Origin of the sequence: Micromonospora lutea, assembly GCF_016863535.1 — a bacterium.
Taxonomy (GTDB): Bacteria; Actinomycetota; Actinomycetes; order Mycobacteriales; family Micromonosporaceae; genus Micromonospora; species Micromonospora lutea.
On sequence record NZ_BOPB01000018.1, the window covers coordinates 23,304 to 40,653 of the forward strand.

Annotated in this window: 16 protein-coding genes and 1 tRNA gene; 10 read left to right on the top strand and 7 right to left on the bottom strand. The window is 69.2% G+C overall.

What is annotated here, in order from left to right:
• Positions 1-207: 207 nt before the first annotated feature.
• The 6 genes from scpB to Vlu01_RS17325 all read left to right on the top strand — a co-directional run bounded on the left by scpB (position 208) and on the right by Vlu01_RS17325 (position 5,699).
• Positions 208-1,227, top strand: a complete 1,020-nt coding sequence (gene scpB, locus Vlu01_RS17300) for an SMC-Scp complex subunit ScpB (protein WP_204000532.1) — start codon at positions 208-210, stop codon at positions 1,225-1,227.
• The gene (locus Vlu01_RS17305; protein WP_204000536.1) at positions 1,214-1,984 is read left to right on the top strand and encodes a pseudouridine synthase; all 771 of its coding nucleotides are present in this window, start codon (positions 1,214-1,216) and stop codon (positions 1,982-1,984) included. Before scpB ends, Vlu01_RS17305 begins: the two co-directional genes overlap by 14 nt.
• Positions 1,985-2,132: 148 nt before the next feature.
• Entirely contained in the window at positions 2,133-2,813 is a 681-nt protein-coding gene (gene cmk / locus Vlu01_RS17310) for a (d)CMP kinase (RefSeq protein ID WP_204000539.1), read from the top strand.
• A gap of 67 nt (positions 2,814-2,880) precedes the next feature.
• The gene (gene der, locus Vlu01_RS17315; RefSeq protein WP_373307423.1) at positions 2,881-4,263 is read left to right on the top strand and encodes a ribosome biogenesis GTPase Der; all 1,383 of its coding nucleotides are present in this window, start codon (positions 2,881-2,883) and stop codon (positions 4,261-4,263) included.
• 289 nt (positions 4,264-4,552) lie between these two features.
• Positions 4,553-4,626: transfer RNA gene (locus tag Vlu01_RS17320), tRNA-Pro, on the top strand.
• 113 nt (positions 4,627-4,739) lie between these two features.
• On the top strand, positions 4,740-5,699 hold the full coding sequence (locus Vlu01_RS17325) for a tyrosine-type recombinase/integrase (RefSeq protein ID WP_204000544.1): 960 nt from the start codon (positions 4,740-4,742) through the stop codon (positions 5,697-5,699).
• A gap of 205 nt (positions 5,700-5,904) precedes the next feature.
• Here Vlu01_RS17325 and fxsT read toward each other — a convergent pair whose 3' ends face one another.
• From fxsT to Vlu01_RS17345, 4 genes are all read right to left on the bottom strand, one after another.
• Positions 5,905-8,442 carry an FxSxx-COOH system tetratricopeptide repeat protein gene (gene fxsT / locus Vlu01_RS17330; RefSeq protein WP_204000547.1) on the bottom strand — a complete coding sequence of 846 codons (2,538 nt, stop codon included), beginning with the start codon at positions 8,440-8,442 and terminating at the stop codon, positions 5,905-5,907.
• A gap of 628 nt (positions 8,443-9,070) precedes the next feature.
• Entirely contained in the window at positions 9,071-9,274 is a 204-nt protein-coding gene (locus Vlu01_RS17335; protein ID WP_204000549.1) for a hypothetical protein, read from the bottom strand.
• 344 nt (positions 9,275-9,618) lie between these two features.
• Positions 9,619-10,716, bottom strand: a complete 1,098-nt coding sequence (locus Vlu01_RS17340) for a HigA family addiction module antitoxin (RefSeq protein ID WP_204000551.1) — start codon at positions 10,714-10,716, stop codon at positions 9,619-9,621.
• A complete protein-coding gene (locus Vlu01_RS17345; RefSeq protein WP_204000553.1) occupies positions 10,713-11,024 on the bottom strand; it encodes a hypothetical protein in 312 nt (103 codons plus the stop codon). Before Vlu01_RS17345 ends, Vlu01_RS17340 begins: the two co-directional genes overlap by 4 nt.
• A gap of 163 nt (positions 11,025-11,187) precedes the next feature.
• Here Vlu01_RS17345 and Vlu01_RS17350 point away from each other — a divergent pair, with 163 nt between their 5' ends.
• The 3 genes from Vlu01_RS17350 to Vlu01_RS17360 are packed head-to-tail and all read left to right on the top strand — an operon-like array spanning position 11,188 to position 13,732.
• Positions 11,188-12,138: a CBASS cGAMP-activated phospholipase gene (locus Vlu01_RS17350; protein WP_204000555.1), complete on the top strand. Its 951-nt coding sequence runs from the start codon at positions 11,188-11,190 to the stop codon at positions 12,136-12,138.
• 3 nt (positions 12,139-12,141) lie between these two features.
• On the top strand, positions 12,142-13,314 hold the full coding sequence (locus Vlu01_RS17355) for a nucleotidyltransferase domain-containing protein (protein ID WP_204000557.1): 1,173 nt from the start codon (positions 12,142-12,144) through the stop codon (positions 13,312-13,314).
• On the top strand, positions 13,286-13,732 hold the full coding sequence (locus Vlu01_RS17360) for a type II CBASS E2 protein (RefSeq protein ID WP_204000561.1): 447 nt from the start codon (positions 13,286-13,288) through the stop codon (positions 13,730-13,732). The genes Vlu01_RS17355 and Vlu01_RS17360 overlap by 29 nt, the downstream gene beginning before the upstream one ends.
• Before the next feature lie 54 nt (positions 13,733-13,786).
• Here Vlu01_RS17360 and Vlu01_RS17365 read toward each other — a convergent pair whose 3' ends face one another.
• On the bottom strand, positions 13,787-14,302 hold the full coding sequence (locus Vlu01_RS17365; RefSeq protein WP_239095955.1) for a helix-turn-helix domain-containing protein: 516 nt from the start codon (positions 14,300-14,302) through the stop codon (positions 13,787-13,789).
• Positions 14,303-14,532: 230 nt separating this feature from the next.
• Here Vlu01_RS17365 and Vlu01_RS17370 point away from each other — a divergent pair, with 230 nt between their 5' ends.
• Complete coding sequence (locus Vlu01_RS17370) at positions 14,533-15,117, top strand: SDR family NAD(P)-dependent oxidoreductase (protein WP_239095956.1); 585 nt, start codon at positions 14,533-14,535, stop codon at positions 15,115-15,117.
• 68 nt (positions 15,118-15,185) lie between these two features.
• Here Vlu01_RS17370 and Vlu01_RS17375 read toward each other — a convergent pair whose 3' ends face one another.
• Both Vlu01_RS17375 and Vlu01_RS17380 read right to left on the bottom strand, forming a co-directional pair.
• Positions 15,186-15,842, bottom strand: a complete 657-nt coding sequence (locus Vlu01_RS17375; protein ID WP_204000571.1) for a GNAT family N-acetyltransferase — start codon at positions 15,840-15,842, stop codon at positions 15,186-15,188.
• A 13-nt stretch (positions 15,843-15,855) separates the two neighbouring features.
• Positions 15,856-17,349: an APC family permease gene (locus tag Vlu01_RS17380; protein WP_204000575.1), complete on the bottom strand. Its 1,494-nt coding sequence runs from the start codon at positions 17,347-17,349 to the stop codon at positions 15,856-15,858.
• Between the last annotated feature and the right edge of the window lies 1 nt (position 17,350).

Here is a 17,350-nt window from a genome sequence, read left to right on the forward strand (position 1 = left end):
CGGTGGCGCTGCGGTGCCCGTCGGTGCCGACGCTGGCGCTGCGGCCGGCGCTGGCGCTGCGGCCGAGGGTGCCGGCGGTGGCGCTGCGGTGCCCGTCGGTGCTGGTGCTGGTGCCGGTGTCGGTGTCGGTGTCGAGGCTGACGCGGTCGGTGCCGGTGCGGGTGTCGACGAGGCTGACCCGACGGGAACGATCGAGGAGCAAGCTGGATGAGCAACGACGAGCGGGCGGAGTCCCTGGCCGAGCAGGCCGCCGCCTGGGTCCCCCCATGGCAACGCCCCGTCCCCACCCCCACCGACTCCACAGACACCACCGCCCCCAACCCGACCGACCCCACCGCCCACACCCCCACCCCGACCGACTCCACCGATCCCAACCCGACCGACCCCACCGCCCTCACCCCCACCCCGACCATCCCCGCTGACTCCTCAACCGACTCCGCAGATCTTGGTGCGCGAGTGCCCCTCCAGGGGCCGCTTCCGTCCAAGATCGAGGCGGAGGCGGAAGCGGAAGCGGAAGCGGGGGCGGGGGCCGGGGCGGGGGAGAAGGTTGCGGGGGAGGGCGTTGCGGGGGAAAACGTCGCGGGAGCGGGAGCGGGAGCGGGAGCGGGGGAGGGCGCGGGAGCGGGGCGGGGGCGGGGTGGTGGGCGGGGGCGGGTGGCTCCGCAGCCGCCGCCGGAACTCGACGACGCGGAGTTGCGCGGCGCGCTGGAGGCGATCCTGCTGGTGGTCGACGAACCGGTGAGCGAGTTGGTCCTCGCCCAGGTGCTGGAGCAGCCCGCCGAGCGGATCGGCCCGATGCTGGACGAGATCGCCGCCGGGTTCACCTCGGCCGGCCACGGCTTCGAACTGCGCCGGGCGGCGGGCGGGTGGCGGCTGTACACCCGCCCGGAATACGCCAGCTACGTCGAACGGTTCGTTCTCGACGGGCAGTCGGTCCGGCTGACCCAGGCTGCGCTGGAGACCTTGGCCGTGGTGGCGTACAAGCAGCCGGTGACCCGGTCGCGTATCTCCGCCATCCGTGGTGTCAACTGTGACGGCGTGATCCGTACCCTGGTTTCTCGCGGCCTGATCGAAGAGTGCGGCACCGAGTCCGACAGCGGGGCCTACCTGTACCGAACGAGCATCATGTTCCTGGAGAAACTCGGCCTGAACAGCCTCGACGACCTGCCGCCCCTGGCCCCATTCCTCCCCGACGACGTAGAAGAGCTTGCCGATGCCGCGCGATAATCGCACCCCCCGCCCCGACGCCCCCGTCTACACCGGCCCGGAACGCCTCCAGAAGGTGCTCGCCGCCGCCGGTGTCGGCTCCCGGCGTGCCTGCGAGGACCTGATCTTCCGGCGGCGGGTGACGGTCAACGGGCGGGTGGCGCAGCTCGGCGACAAGGTCGACCCGACCACGGCGGTCATCCACGTCGACGGCGAGCGGCTGGCAGCCGACACCCGGCTGGTGTATCTGGCGATGAACAAGCCACGCGGAGTGGTGTCCACCATGGCGGACGAGAAGGGGCGTACCGCACTGGCCGACTTCCTCGGCAACCGGGTCGAGCAGCGCGTCTACCACGTCGGGCGGCTCGATGCGGACAGCGAGGGCCTGCTGCTGCTCACCAACGACGGCAACCTCGCGCACCGGCTGATGCACCCCTCCTTCGGGGTGCCGAAAACCTACCTGTGTGAGGTGTCCGGCCCGATCCCGCGCAATCTCGGCAAGCGGTTGGCGGCCGGGGTGGAGTTGGAGGACGGCCCGGTGACCGTCAACGCTTTCCGGGTGGTGGACAGTCTGGGGCGTACCGCCCAGGTCGAGCTGACCCTGCACGAAGGTCGCAAACACATCGTACGCCGGCTGCTCGCGGAGGTCGGCCACCCGGTGAGCCGGCTGGTGCGTACCTCCATCGGGCCGATCCGGCTCGGCGACCTGCGCGCCGGGCGGACCCGGAGGCTGACCAACGCGGAGGTCGCCGCCCTGTTCAAGGCCGTGGGTGACTGAGGCGGCAGCGGCGGGTACGGCTGAGGGTAGGCTGCCTGACGGCCCGGCCGGCGGTGCTCCACGACGCCGGGCATGATTGGACTTGGGTGGGTCAACCGCTCGCGGTCTGCGTTGACGGATCGTGAGGTACGGGCTGAGGAGGACAACGGTGGAGGAAAACGTGCCGGCCGGACGCTGCGTGGTCGCTGTGGACGGGCCGTCCGGTTCGGGTAAGTCCACCGTCTCCCGGCGGCTCGCCACGAGTCTGCGCGGGCGTTATCTCGACACCGGCGCCATGTACCGGGCGATCACCTGGGCGGTGCTGCGCTCCGGCGTCGACCTGACCGACGCGCAGGCGGTGGCGAAGGTCGCCGGCGAGGTGGATCTGCTCATCGGCACCGACCCCGCCGGGTACGGCGTGACGGTCGACGGGGTGAACGTCGAGACCGACATCCGTGGCCCGGAGGTGACCGCCGCCGTCTCGGCGGTGGCTGCCGTGCCGGCGGTCCGTGCGCTGCTGGTGGCTCGCCAGCGAGACATGATCGCCAAGGCGGACCGGATCGTGGTCGAGGGACGTGACATCGGTTCCGTGGTGGCGCCCGACGCCGACCTGAAGGTGTACCTGACCGCCTCGGCGGCGGCGCGCGCCGCGCGGCGCAGCGCCGAGAACGCCTCCGACGTGACGGCCACCGCCGCCGACCTGGCCCGGCGTGACCAACTGGACTCCACCCGCAAGGCCGACCCGTTGGCCCAGGCGCCCGACGCGGTGGTGCTCGACACCACCGGGCTGGGCATCGACGAGGTCGTGGCGCGTCTGCGGGCCCTGCTGGCCGAACGGTCAGTGGCGTGAACGTTCGTGCGCGCGATGTCGCCCGCCGACCAGTGAAGCGAGGCGTGGCGTGAGTGACGACGGCTGGATGGAACTGCGCGAGCCGGACCTGGACATTGAAGAGCAGACCGGCCCGCAGCCGGTGGTGGCGGTGGTCGGCCGCCCCAACGTGGGCAAGTCCACGCTGGTGAACCGCATCATCGGCCGTCGGCAGGCGGTCGTGGAGGATGTGCCGGGGGTGACCCGCGACCGGGTGCCCTACGATGCGCAGTGGTCCGGGCGGGCGTTCACCGTGGTGGACACCGGCGGCTGGGAACCGGACGCCAAGGACCGCGCCGCGGCGATCGCGGCCCAGGCCGAGACCGCCGTGTCGACCGCCGACGTGGTGGTCTTCGTGGTCGACGCGATGGTGGGTGCCACCGACGTCGACGAGGCGGCGGTGAAGATGCTGCGCCGCAGCGCCAAGCCGGTGATCCTGGTGGCCAACAAGGCCGACAACACCAACATCGAGCTGGAGGCCACCTCGCTGTGGTCACTCGGCCTCGGTGAACCGCACCCGGTGTCGGCACTGCACGGGCGAGGTTCCGGTGACCTGCTCGACGCCATCCTGGCGGCGCTGCCGGAAGCACCGAAGGTGGCGGAGTACCGCCCCCGAGGGCCGCGTCGGGTGGCGTTGGTGGGACGACCGAACGTCGGCAAGTCCAGCCTGCTGAACCGCTTCTCCGGCGAGGAACGGGCAGTGGTCGACGCGGTCGCCGGTACCACCGTCGACCCGGTGGACAGCCTGGTCACCATCGGTGGTGACACCTGGCATCTGGTGGACACGGCCGGGTTGCGCAAGCGGGTCGGCAGGGCCAGCGGCACCGAGTACTACGCCAGTCTGCGTACCGCCTCGGCCATCGAAGCGGCCGAGGTGGCGGTGGTGCTGCTCGACTCCAGCGAGCCGATCAGTGAGCAGGACCAGCGGATCCTGTCCATGGTCACCGAGTCCGGTCGGGCCCTGGTGATCGCCTTCAACAAGTGGGACCTGGTCGATGACGACCGCCGGTACTACCTGGACAAGGAGATCGAACGGGAGCTGCGCCGCATCCCGTGGGCGATCCGGCTGAACCTGTCGGCGAAGACCGGCCGGGCGGTCGACAAGCTCGCCGCCGCCCTGCATCGGGCGCTGACCAGCTGGGAGACGCGGATCCCCACCGCCCAGCTCAACGCGTGGCTGACCGCCCTGGTCCAGGCCACCCCGCACCCGGTGCGGGGCGGTCGGGCACCACGGGTCCTGTTCGCCACCCAGGCGGGGGTGGCCCCGCCACGCTTCGTGCTCTTCACCACCGGTCCGCTGGACGCCGGCTACCAGCGCTTCGTCGAGCGCAAGCTGCGCGAGGAGTTCGGCTTCGAGGGCAGCCCGATCGAGATTTCGGTACGCCCACGCAAGAAGCTCGGCCCCGGCGGCCGCGGTAAGGCCCACGGCTGACCCGACCCGCACCATCCTCCCTCACCAGCTCCACCACCCATCCTCCTAGGATGCTTTAGGGATGGTGGGTGGTCCCATTACCAGGCTCCCTACCGCCGCCGTGGGCCTCGACGGGATTACAGCGGCGGTCGACATCGTCGCCGCCCGCCGCCAGCGTCACCGGACATTCCCCGATCATGCCCGACGGACGACTTCGGCCGAGCCGGGAGCGTCAGGAGGGGTCGGTGCGAGCGGAACAGACCCTGCGCTAAGCTGTACCGGCTGTCGCGGGGAGACCCTGCGGTGGCATCGGGACGTGGCGCAGCTTGGTAGCGCACTTGACTGGGGGTCAAGGGGTCGTCGGTTCGAATCCGGCCGTCCCGACAGCGAGAGGGTTTCCGCAGGTCAGAGACTTGCGGGAGCCCTCTTTTCATTGCTCGGCATGGATGCCTGGTCTAGCACGCCGCTGTTGGACTCCTTGACTCGGGCAGGTTGTCATGCCACTACTGGATCTTCAGAAACTCACCGTCGGGCTCTCCCGGACCTGGGCCGGGTTCCTCCGCGACTGGGACCGGTCCCTGCGGGCCGGGAACTATCCGGAGACCACCCGCTACAACTACCTCCTCGCCGCCGCGCAGCTAGGCAGATATCTGGGGGAGCAGTCGCCGGATCCGGACGCCGGGGACGCGGCCGAGGATCCGTGTGCGGTGACGCGGGCGCATGTGGAGGCGTTCCAGGGTTGGATGATCGAGACCAGGTCCGCGTCGACGGCGGTGAACAAGCACAAGGGACTGCAGCAGTTCTTCAAGTGGCTGCTCCTCGACGAAGAGGCCATCGACCGGTCACCGATGCAGCGGGTGCGGCAGCCGAAGACACCCCGCAAGCTGATCCCGGTCATGCGCGACGAGGACACCAGCAAGCTTCTCGACGCCTGCAAGGGCAAAGGCTTCGCGAACCTGCGCGACGAGGCGTTGATCCGGGTGTACTGCAACACCGGCGCACGCCTGTCGGAGGTCGGCAACCTGCTAGTCGACGACGTCGACCTGAACACGGAATCGGTGCGTTTCCACGGCAAGGGCGCCAAGGACCGGCGAGTGCGGTTCGGGCCCAAGACGGCCCGGGCGTTGTCGCGGTATCTGCGGGCCCGGGACAAGCACAAGGGCGCCGCCCTGCCGAACCTGTGGCTGGCCGAACGAGGCGCCGCGGCGCTGACTCCGAACGGCATCAAGATCCTGCTCAAACGGTTGGGCACCGCGGCCGGGGTGGCGGACGTGCACGCGCACCGGTGGCGGCACAGCTTCGCCCACGAGTGGAAACGCGCCGGCGGCGACACCGGTGACCTGATGCTGCTGCTCGGATGGACCTCAGAGGACATGCCTCGCCACTACGGCGCCAGCGCCGCCGCCGAGCGGGCACAGGAGACGCAGGCGCGACTGGGTATCGGCGAGCGCGTATAGGCCGGGTCGGCAGGCGCGGTCACCCACGCGGGGCCGTGGGTGACCGCGCCGTCACCGGTAGGCTGCGGCGAGCTTTCGACGAAGGGGCGGCGATGACGTGGTACGCGGTCGACGAGAGCCGTAGCGAATTGATGGCGACCTGGGAAACCGGCTATGGGGCGCGTGAGAAGCTCGATGACACCAGCCGCAGCCGTCGTCTGCGTCGTCAGTCATCACCAGCGCCGCCGGCATGCACATCATCAAAGTGAGTGTCAGTCTCAGGAAGAATGTCCGGAGCGCCAGCTCGATCCTCCACTCTGGCCTGGACCCTGGTGAGCTCGCGGCGCGTGGACGCTGTCTCGATGTGGCAGGGCCCGAGAACGCGCAGCATGTCCTGGACCACCTCTTGAAGATCGCGGACCGCTTCGCGCGTCTCTCCGGCGCGTTCTCGCCAACAGGCCATTTCGCGGCGAGTGACCAGGGTGTCCGGATGATCGGGTCCAACGACCCGTAGCTGATCGCGCAGCAGCTCCGCGAGATCGGCGAAGGCGCCAGCAGGATCCCCGGTCGCACCTCGGCAGTTGGCGAAGTGGAGCCGGTTGGTGAGGGTGTGCGGGTGGTCCGCTCCGAGAATTCTCATCCGGTCGTCGAGTACTTCGGCGAGGGCACTCGTCGCGCCAGTCGGATTTCCCGCCCGGCTCTGGTAGTAGGCGAGCTGCTCGCGCGTGGCCAAAGTGTCGGTATGAGCTGGGCCCAGGATGCGCCGCACATCTGGCAACAGCCGCGTGAAGCCGTCGACGGCACCGCTTACGTCACCGCTCAGACCTTGAAAGCGAGCGAGGTTGCTGCGGGCGATCAGCGTCTTGGGATGGTCAGGGCCGAGAACCCGCAGGAAATCGGCGAGCAACTCGGCGAAGGCTTGAACGGCGCCGACGGTGTCTCCGGTCTGACCGCGTTGGTAGGCGAGGTTGTTGCGGGTGGTCAGGGTCTGCGAGTGGTCATCCCCGAGAAGCCGCGCATGGTCGGCGAGTAGCTCACTGAAAGCGGTCGCTGCGCCCGTCGCATCCCCTGCAGCGCCCCTCCAGACAGCGAGGTTGTTGCGGGTTACGAGGGTGAGTGGATCGTCAGGTCCAAGCACTCGCAGTTGGTCGGCGAGCAGGGCCGCATAGGCGTCGGCGGCGCCGGCTGCATCGCCAGCCCGGCCCAACCAGCGGGCCGCCTCTCGACGCAAAGTGAAAGTGTCGACGTGATCGCCGTCGAGGTGGTCGCTGGCGAGCTGGTACAGGCTGCGGAAGTAGTCAGTGGCTGCAGCAACAAGTCCCGTACCGCCGAGGCTGATGCCTGCGTGCACGAGTACGGGGTGGATGCGAGAGGTGTAAAGCAGGCTGTCCGTATGGTGATGGAGGGCCGTGACGTTGGCGCGCAGCGCGGCTGTGGTATCGCTTTCGCGTTCCGAATCCGGCCATGTCTGAAGCAGCGCGTCTGCTGCGGCGTTTCCGGCTCCCTGAATACGGTCCGCGTCGATGTTGTCGCGGGTAGCACGTTGAACCAGGGCGTGCATTCTGATCAGGCCGGCGACGACGTCAAACTCGATGAGGTGGTAGCGGTGCAGATGTTGCAGCGTCCGCCTGACCTGGTTCGGCGTCACCATCTCGCTACGAGCAGCAGCGCTGGTCAAGTAGGCAAGGGTCGCGTTGCTGGTGAAAAGATCCATGGGGATGGCGTGGGGGTCGAGGAGCGCGGCCAGATGCAGGATCGGTGTGGCAAGCCCGGCCGGCACTAGACGGTCGACGGCTTCGATGGAAAGCGACCACGTTGCGTCGAGGCGGGCGGCATGCTCGTCCGGTAGCGCCGTCGAGTCGGGCAGCAGCTCCCGTAGGCGGATGCGTCTGTCGGCGAGTTCTTGCCTGTAGCTTGCACAGCTGAGCCCTCGTTCTCGGATGTAGGCGGCAGCCTGCGCCAGGGCGATCGGTAGGTAGCCGAGGTCAGTCGCAAGCTCTGCTGCACCTTCGCGGCTCCCGGGATCGACGACCGCGCTGCGCAGATAGGCGATCGCCTCGTCCGGATGGAAGAGACCGACCGGGGTCACCGCTCGGATGTCACTGCCCCAAACATCCTCGTGGACCCGGCTGGTAACCACGGTGTAGCCGGTGGCGGACGCCGGCGGCCACCAACCGGTGGCGTCGGCCGGGTTGTCGAGGTTGTCCAACACGATCAGCCACCGTCGGTCGGTGTGCGCCAACCATGCCAACAAGCGGATGGCCGCATCGTTAGGAGAGACCCCGGCTTCAGCAAGGCCAAGAACGCTCGCGGCTTCGGCGTATCGGGTCACGATCGCGTCCTGGCTCGTCGCCGTCACCCACACCAGGACATGCAACCGCCGGCGCTCAACCAGATGGGGCACGAGCTGGGCAGCCAGCTGGGTTTTGCCCACCCCGCCCATTCCCGCTAGAACCCGCACCCCGACCTCGGTAGTGTCCGACTTCGCCGCCGTCCGCAGGTCGACGAACAGGCGCCGGTCTTGCCGCCAGGACGCCGCTGGCGGCAACCGTCCCACCTGTACGAGCTTCTTGAGCCTAGGTTGCGGACGGTCGGTCAGCCGGCTTGCACGCAACGCCATAACGGCGGCCGCCGCGCTGACCACGCCTAGCGCAGCGCTGACGATCCCAGCCACCCATCCAGCCTGTTCCACCGCCACCCAGCCGGGATGCTGCCGCAGCCAGCTCGAAGCGAGCCACCACACGATCATCACCAGCAGTGCCACGACCGTCAGTGCCGTCAGCGAGCCCCGGCGCCTCCGGCGCCAGACTCTCGGCAGACTGAATCCAGGAGCCATTTCACCATCATCGCGAATCGATGCGACGGGACAGTTGGCGCAGCTCATGAACTGGTGAATTGAGTGCATGAGCACCCATTCGGTGCATGGATGCGGCGCGTGGGGTTCAAGTCCCCCCTCGGACACAGATTTTCCGCATCGGTGCGCACTTTGAGTGCGCATGCGCTGATACTACAGTCTGCTGGCGGAGCGGCAGCGAGCGCGCCGATGGGTGTAAGCTTTGTCGCCATTTGGCTGGTCGTCGGCGAGTGCAGCGCGTGCGGCGTCGGTAGTCGTGGATCTCGATTTGGCGGGCCGGGTTCGATTCGATCAGGTCCTCGCGTACGGCCAGCTTCAACGCTGCGCGCAGCGTGGTCCGCAGATGGTTGAGCGCCGACGGCGACTGCGGTCGACCTTTCGCGTTCGTGGTGTGTGCGATCTCGGCGAACACTGCTCGCAGCAACGGTCCGTCGAGATCGGAGAGTCGGTAGTGGCCGAGTCGGGGAATCAGGACGAGTTCGACGTCGCGGGTGTAGGGGAGCCGAGTCGTCGGCCGGATCCGGGTGCGGGTGTCGAGTCAGTGGTGCAGCCACCGCTCGACCGTCCAGCCGTCACCTGAGCGGCGGGCGGCACTGTCGGCCAGGCAGTCCTCCCGCGCGGCGCGGGCGGCGGCCTGCGAGGTGAATCCGCCTCGGCGGATCCGCTCGGAGCGGCCGAACAGGTTCGGCGCCGAGCACTGGAAGTACCAGGATCCGTGCCCGCGCTCAACGAGTCGGGGCATGACTGCTCGAGCCGTCGCCGGCTGGCGTCGCGGCACCCGCACCGCTTGAAAATCACACCATTGCTCGACCGCATGACCGCCGCCTTTCGTCGATCCGTCCTGCGGCTCAGCATGGCGATGTTCGGAACAGCGGCTCATCACCCGAAAGAGCGACACCGACTCTGCCGCCGTGGCGGCAGAGTCGCGAGTGCAGGGCTTGGACCTGTTCGAAGCCCCGCAGGGCGCATTTCGATAGACGTCCGGTCGGCACCGGCGGCGGCGAAGTCCGGGTCGGTGGAGGCCTTCCACGGCCGGCGGCTCGGTGAGAATTTTGGGGTGAGTCGAGGAAGCGCCGATGGAGCGGACTACTCGTCGGTGAACGCGAGCCGGGTGCGGAGGCGGTTGAAGTGGCTGTACGGGATGGTCTTGTCGTGCTGGAGGCGGCCGACGACGATGCCGGGATGGACACCGGCTTCCTTCGCTAGAGCGACGGCCTGCGCTTGGGAACGGACGGTGGCCAGGCGGCTGTCGAACGATCGAGGTAGCAGGACCCGGCCAGCGAAGTCGTCTGCTTCGAGTTCCATGGCGTTGTCGGTGTCGGGGCGGTCGATGCCGTCAACGATGGTGAACCTTCTGCGGTCATGCAGAAGGACGTGTGCTGCCTCGTGGAAGAACGTAAACCAGAAGATGTCCGCCCAGCGGTGCCGGACGCTGAGCTGGATGAGTGGTCGTTCGCTGGGAAGCCAGCGAACGGCGCCGTTGATGCGGGCGCCCACGATCTCGCGTTCGACGACGAGTGCGACGCCGGCGTCAGCGCACAGGGATTCGAGTTGCGCCAGCCAGATCTGGGGGTCCTCGATGTTTGTGAGGGCGCGTATGCGGGGGAGGTGGTCACGGAACCGGCTGCGGTCGAATGGTGGTAGGTCGGCTCGGTCGGCCCGGATCTCGCCGATGCGCAGCCACGCGGCGAGCGCGCCGTAGTCGACGTCGAAGGCGCGGGACTGCCGATAGGCGGTCGGTACCGCCCAGACCTGGTGCCACGCGTCCGGTGAGGCGACCTTGAAGAAGGCAAGGACCTCGCGCAGCCGTTCGACCGGCGACGTGTCGCTGCGGACGAAGCCTCTGCGGATGAGTTCCGCGACCGGGAGCTGGTTCAGCCAGTCGACGTGCGCCTGCAGCCGGGTGGTTTCCTCCAGCCGGGTCTGCGCCACCTGGTAGGCCGCCTCCAGCCCGGTCCACACCTGCGCGGCCACGCCGGTGACCAGTTCAAGCCTCACGGCCGTCTCGGCGCTCAGCGTCGCCGTGCCGAGCACGATCTGGTTGATGTGCTTGGTGGACAACCCGGTCCGCCGCGCCAGGTCGGCCTGGCTCATGCCGCGTTCGGTGAGGACCTCGACCAGCGTCTCGCCGGGCGGGACCGCGTAGTCGGGCCGGAACCGCCGGGTGTTACCGGTGTTTGTCATCGGCGAATCCTTACCGCTGGTTGATCGCTGACGGAGAGCACCCGAACGGTGCCAGCGCCGTACGTCCGGTCGTCGAGGGCGAACCGGATGACTGCCACGTTGCCAACGTTGATCATCCACGTGTCGTCCGTCGCGTCGCGGCACAGGCCGCCCGGGAGCGCCCGCAGCGCCTCGACGGTCGGAGCGGCCTCGATCTGCAAGAGCCGGCGGCCGACCGCCATCCCGCCCGCCGCCCCCCAGCGCGCCGTCAGATTGGCTGCCCGGCTGCACAACTCGGCGGTCTCGTCGTCGCCGAACCAGATGTCCATTACCCCGGACTCTAGCGTTTCATGCACGGGTTGCCTCTACGCAACTGTTTCGTAGACCTATCCGGTGCATGAAACGGTCTGGCGGTGAAGTATCGTGAGGGCAAGGTCGACAACAGGCTCGGCCCGAGACGGAGGCACGCAGGTGGCGGAGCGGGTACGGCCAGTGAGCGGCGATCGGTTCCAGATCCTGTCGCTGGACGGGGGCGGGCTGCGAGGGATGTTCTCGGCCGCGGTGCTGGCGCGTCTCGAGGAAGACCTCGACATCCGCACCGTCGACCACTTCGACCTGATCGCCGGAACGTCGACCGGCGGGATCATCGCGCTGGGCTTGGGGTTGGGCCTCACCCCGCGGGAGATCCTGCAGTTCTACACCGACCACGGCTCGCGCATCTTCCGCGACCGCAGCCGGTTGCGCGGCGTGCGGCACCTCCTGCGCGCCAAGTACGCCGCCGAGCCGCTGCGCACCGCGCTGACCGAGGTCCTCGGCGAGCGCACCTTCGGGCAGAGCGCCAAGCGGCTGCTGATCACCTCGTACAACATCGGCGCGGACGACGTCTACCTGTTCCGCACCCCGCACCTGCCGACGCTGAAGCGGGACTGGCGTGAGCGCGCGGTCGACGTGGCCATGGCCACCGCCGCCGCGCCGACCTACCTGCCCGGCATGCCGCTGGGCGGTGCCCGGCTTGTCGACGGTGGTATCTGGGCTAACAACCCGGCGATGGTCGCGCTGACCGAAGCGGTCGGCCCGCTCGGCGTGCCGCTGGAGCAGATCCGGGTGTTCAGCCTCGGCACCACGACTGACCGGCGGCACCGCAGCCGCCGCCTCGACCGGGGCGGCCTGTTCCCCTGGGCGCGCGACGCGGTCGAAGTCCTCATGCGCGCCCAGAGCGAGAGCGCTGCCAAGCAGGTCCGCCACTTCCTGGGCAAGGACAACGTCCTGCGGCTCAACCCGACCGTGCCGACCGGCGCGCTCGCCCTGGACAAGGTCGACGCCGACGCCCTGATCGGCCTCGCCGGGCACCACAGCCGCGACGCGTCACCGGCCTTCACCCGCTGCTTCGCCGACCACACCGCGCCGGCGTACGTCCCGCACTACCCGGCCCGGAAGGACTGACCCGTGCACACCGTGGAACAGATGGACACCATGGAGGAGATGCTGTCGATGCTGCTCGACGGCGCCGTCGAAACCCTCGACATCTCCCCGCACCTGTACCAGCTCGCCGTCGACAAGTACGAGGAGGTCGGCACCTGGCTGGCCGAACACGGCACCCCGGACTGGCGGATCTACCCGCAGGGCTCGTTCCGGCTCGGTACCGTCGTGCGGCCGAACACCCCGACCGGGGAGTACGACATCGACCTGGTGTGCTGGCTGCCGATCGCCAAGGAGTCCACCACCCAGGCCGAACTCAAAGAGCGCGTCGGGCGCATGCTGCACGCCTTCGTGCGGTTCAAGCACCGCCAAGGCCACGGTGACGGCCCCGCCAGCTGCGAGTCGACCCGCCGCTGCTGGACCCTGAGCTACCCCGACGACGGCTTCCACCTCGACGTCCTGCCCACCATCCCGGACGCCGACCTGCCGCCCACCGGCATCCTGCTCACCGACAAGCAACTGCGGCTGTGGCAACACTCCAACCCGATCGGCTACGCCACCTGGTTCCAGCAGCAGTCGCAGCTCGATCGCCGCCTCGTCGAGGCGAAGCGGCACGCGAACGTCGCCGACGTGCCCGACTGGCAGGTGCGCAGCACCCTGCAGCGGGCCGTGCAGATCCTCAAGTGGCACGCCATGCTGTACTTCGCCGACGACACCGACCATCGGCCCCCGTCGATCCTCATCACCACCCTCGCCGCCCGCGCCTACCTCGGCGAGTCCGACCTCTTCACCGCCACCCGCGCCGTCATAGACCGGATGAACGCGTACGTCGAGAACCGCCACGGCCAGTTCTGGGTGCCCAACCCGGCGCACGAGAACGAGAACTTCGCCGACAAGTGGAACGAATATCCTGAGCGGCGCAAAGCCTTCCTCCGCTGGCACAACGACCTCGCCGTGCTGCTCGACGAACTCGTGCATCTGCAGCACAAGGGACTCCCGGCCCTCGCCGCCCGGATGTCGGAAAGCTTCACCGCCGACGCCGTGCAACGCTCCTTCCAGCGGCTCGCCGAGCGCCGGACCACCGAGGTCAAGACCGGCAAGTTGCACATGGCCACCGGCGGCCTGCTCACCACGGCCGCGTCCGGACCGCGCGTCCCACGACACACATTCCATGGTCAGCATCCCCACCCGCGCGGTTAACCTCACCCGGCAGCTCGTCGCGATCACCACCGTGCTACCTGACGCCGAAGGCGCCGTCCGCGGCGGCGAGCTCACCTGCACCGTCCGGCTCCAGCCGTCGCCGGCCAGCCGCACCTACACCGTGCACCTGACCTACCGGCACGGACTCCGTCCCAAGGTCACCGTCATCGACCCTCCCGTGCTCGAGTTACACCCAGACGCGGAGGCGCTCCCGCACGTCTACGCCGGCGATGAGCTGTGCTTGTACTACCCAGGTGAGTGGAAACACCACATGCTCCTGGTGACCACGATCCTGCCCTGGACCACCGAATGGCTCTTGTACTACGAGCTGTGGCTCATCATCGGGTATTGGGCGGGCGGCGGCGATACTCACGCGACCGGAGAGGCAGTGCACTACCGACCGAACCGTGGCGCCTGACCATCGACGTGTGGACAGGCCCGCCGGGCTCGGGCGACGCAACCACAACCCGCACTACGGATCAGAAGTCGGGTCGATGCCGGTGACGGCGGCGAAGCGCCGGACCCGATTGCGAACCGTGTTGGGGTGCACGAAGAGTCTCGCCGCGGCGAGGTCGACATCGCGGTCGCTCTCCAGCCAGGCGAGCACGGCGTGCGCCACCGATTCGGCAGTCGGTTCGAGTGTCGCCCAAGCGGGCGCGTAGCGGTCGAGTAGCACCGTTGCCAGGTCTGCCCGCTCGGTCAATGCCGCCAGCCAGGCCACGTCGGCAATGTGGATCAGTCCGGTGCGGTCGGTGGACTCGGCGGCGGTCAGGGCCGCGGTGGCGAGCCGTTGCACCGGTGCGAGTTTCTCCGGTTCGGCTGGACCGGCGAGCCCTGCCACGGCCCCGGTTCCCTTCAGGCGGGCGGACGGAGCCCGGGTCAGAACTCCGACCATCAGGTCGTCCACGGTTGCGTACAGCGCCGGCGGGTGCTCGCGCACGGCTCGTTCGATGCCGGCGGCGGTCTCCCCGGGCCGGGCGACGAGCACCCACAGGCCGTCGGTGACCGGAAGGCCGGCCTCGGCGGCTGCCAGCGTGGCCGCCGAACCGCCCTGGAGCAGCCGCCGCAGCAGTGCCGTGTCCCGGCGCCCGGGAAGCGGATCCGTGCTGGCTTATCGATGTTCGACCGGTACGTCGCCGACCTGCCCAGAGAGATCGCGGCTGGCCGGAATCGCCTCGCCCGGGGCGGACACACCTTCACCGCCGAGGAGACAGTGGTTTGAGCGCCCGAGACCCCCGCGGATTGCGTGTCCTCGTCACCGGTGCCTCCGGCACGTTCGGCCGGGCCATCTGTGCCCGGCTGGACGAACTCGGGGCCCAGGTCGTCGGGTTGGACCTGGCCCCCCGTGCCGATGACCCGGTCCGGCTCCTGGCCTGCGACATCACCGACGACGACGCGGTGCCGGCGGTGGTACGTGAAGCAATTGACCAGCTCGGTGGGCTCGACCTGCTGATCAACAACGCCGGGATCGGTGGGCCCGCCCCGGCCGAACTGGCGCCGGGCGCGGAAGTACGCCGCCAGCTCGACATCAACCTGCTGGGCACCTGGCGGGTCACCGCCGCATGTGTGGACGCGCTGGTCGCCTCTGGTGGCCGGATCGTCATGCTCAGCTCGCGGATGGCCGTCATGCAGTTGCCGCTGGCCGCTGCGTACGGTGCCTCCAAGCGTGACGTCGACGGTCCCGAACTCGACGGCGTGGTCGACCTCCATCGCCAGCAGCCGGTGGAAGATGTTCTGCCGTTGCCTCGGGTCCGGCACGAGCCATGCGGCGACCGGGTCGGATACGACGGCGTCGATGAGTAGCGCGGCGATGGTGGCCACGTCGCCGGGCTGCGCGGGTCGGATGGGTGGTGCGGTCGCTGCGGTGGTCTTCACGACAGCCCTCGGCGTGGTTTGGTTGGTGGGAACGGGGACCGGCCGCCGCTGGTGGGTGCGCCGCGCCACATGCGCCAGATCGTCGGCCCCTGTGCGGGAAGCACCATGGTGGGGCCGGCGGTGTAGCCGAGTCGTAGGTAGAGCTGCCGGTTACGCATGGTGGTGGCTTCCAGGTACGCCGGCAGGCCAAGGTCGTCGAGGCGACGGTGGTAGTCGGTGAGCAGCGCGGTGCCGAGACCGCGGTTCTGTCGGGTGGGGTCGACGGCGAGGTAGGCGAGGTAGTGGTGTGGCTCGTCGGGGTGGAAGGCGTCGAACATCTCTTCCAGCAGCACGAACTTCGGTGCGTACGCCCCGGCGATGCGCTCCAGCGTCTCCAGCCGCTGATGGGCGTCAGCGGGGATGGGTGCGAGGCGGGGATACCAGATGGCGACGGCGCACTGGTCGCCGGTGGTGTACACCGCGCCGTGCTCCAGGCCGTGGTGGAACGCGTCCCGGAAGTACCGGTAGTAGACGGCACCCCGATCGTCGGGGTCGGGGATGAGCCAGTCGGCGACGGGTCCTTCCCGGAACGCTTCAGCCAGGACCGCGATCAACGGGCCGGCATCCGTCGTGGTGGCGGGGCGGACAGTCAGGTTTTCGTTGGTGATCGTCACGGCAGCTCCCTGGTCAGGCGGGTTGGCGGGCGAGGGCGGAGGCGCGTAGGGGTCCGGTGTCGCTGTCCGCGCCCAAGCCGATGGCCGCGTACACATCGGGGTTAGTGGTGCGCAGGATCAGCGCCCAGGCGATGCCAAGCACTGCTGCGGCGGCGTAGGCGGTGGGAAACGCCCAGCGCAGGGGCGAGTCTGGTGCTACGCCGAGGAGGGTGGCGAACTCGCGCAGGGTGACGGTGAGGATGCCGCCGAGGGCAAGCGTGGCGGCTGCGGGTGCGATCACCGACCGCCATGGTCCTTCGGTGTGGGTGGTGCGGGTGAAGAAGCCGATGACGGCGGCGGAGGTGAGGGTCATGAGGATGAGGACGCCGAGTCCGCCGGTGACGGTGATCCAGAAGAACAGGTGCACGATCGGGTCCGCCCCCGCGAGCGCGTAGCCGACCAGCACGGCGAAGGCGAGTCCGCTCTGGACGAGGGAGCCGACCTTGGGCGCGCCGGTACGCCGACTGGTGCGACCGAACACGGCGGGCAGCACCCGTTCGCGGCCGAGGGCGAACAGGTAGCGGGCGACGGTGTGGTGAAAGGACAGCAGGGCGGCGAACAGGCTGGTGATGAACAGAACCCGGGCGACGGTGATGACACTCTGGCTCAGGTGCGGCGACACCAGGTTGAAGATGAGGTCAGTGCCGTCGGTGCGGGCCGCCTCCACGATGCGGTCGGGGCCGGTGGCCACGGACATCGCCCACGCGGACAGCCCGTACAGCAGACCGGTCACGGCCACGGCGATGTAGGTGGCGCGTGCGATCGTGCGGTGCGGGTCCTTGGTCTCCTCGGAGAACACGACGGTGCCTTCGAAGCCGACGAACCCGGTGATGGCGGTGACCAGGGCGGCGCCGATGCCGGCGGCGACCAGGTGCGTCGGGGCGAGGGTGTCGAAGCTGACGGTCCCGTCGGCGGGGTGGGTGAGCATGATGGCGTCGAAGGTCAACGCGACAACGCATTCGGCGACCAAGACGACGGCGAGGACGCGGCCGTTGAGGTCGATCCGCGCGACCCCGAGCACCGTGACGATGGCCCAGACGGCGAGGGCGCAGGTCCACCAGGTGAGCTGCCAGCCGTACCGGTCGTTGAGGAATGCGGCGGTGACCGCGCCGGCCCCGCCGTACAACCCGATCTGCATCGCGTTGTACGCGAGCAGCGCGACCATGGCGGCGCCGACGCCGGCGGGGCGGCCGAGTCCTCGGGTGACGTAGGTGTAGAAGGCGCCCGCGTTGACGATGCGGCGGGACATGGCCACGTATCCGACCGCGAACATCGCCAACACGGCCGCCACTAGGAGGTAGGCGACGGGGATGCCGGTGACGCCGGTGACCGCGTACCCGGTGGTCGCGCCACCGGCGATGACGGTGAGGGGTGCGGCGGCGGCGATGACGAAGAACACCACCGACGGGATACCGAGCCGCCCCCTGGCGAGGACGGCGGACACGGTGTCGGGTTTCGAGTGCAACATC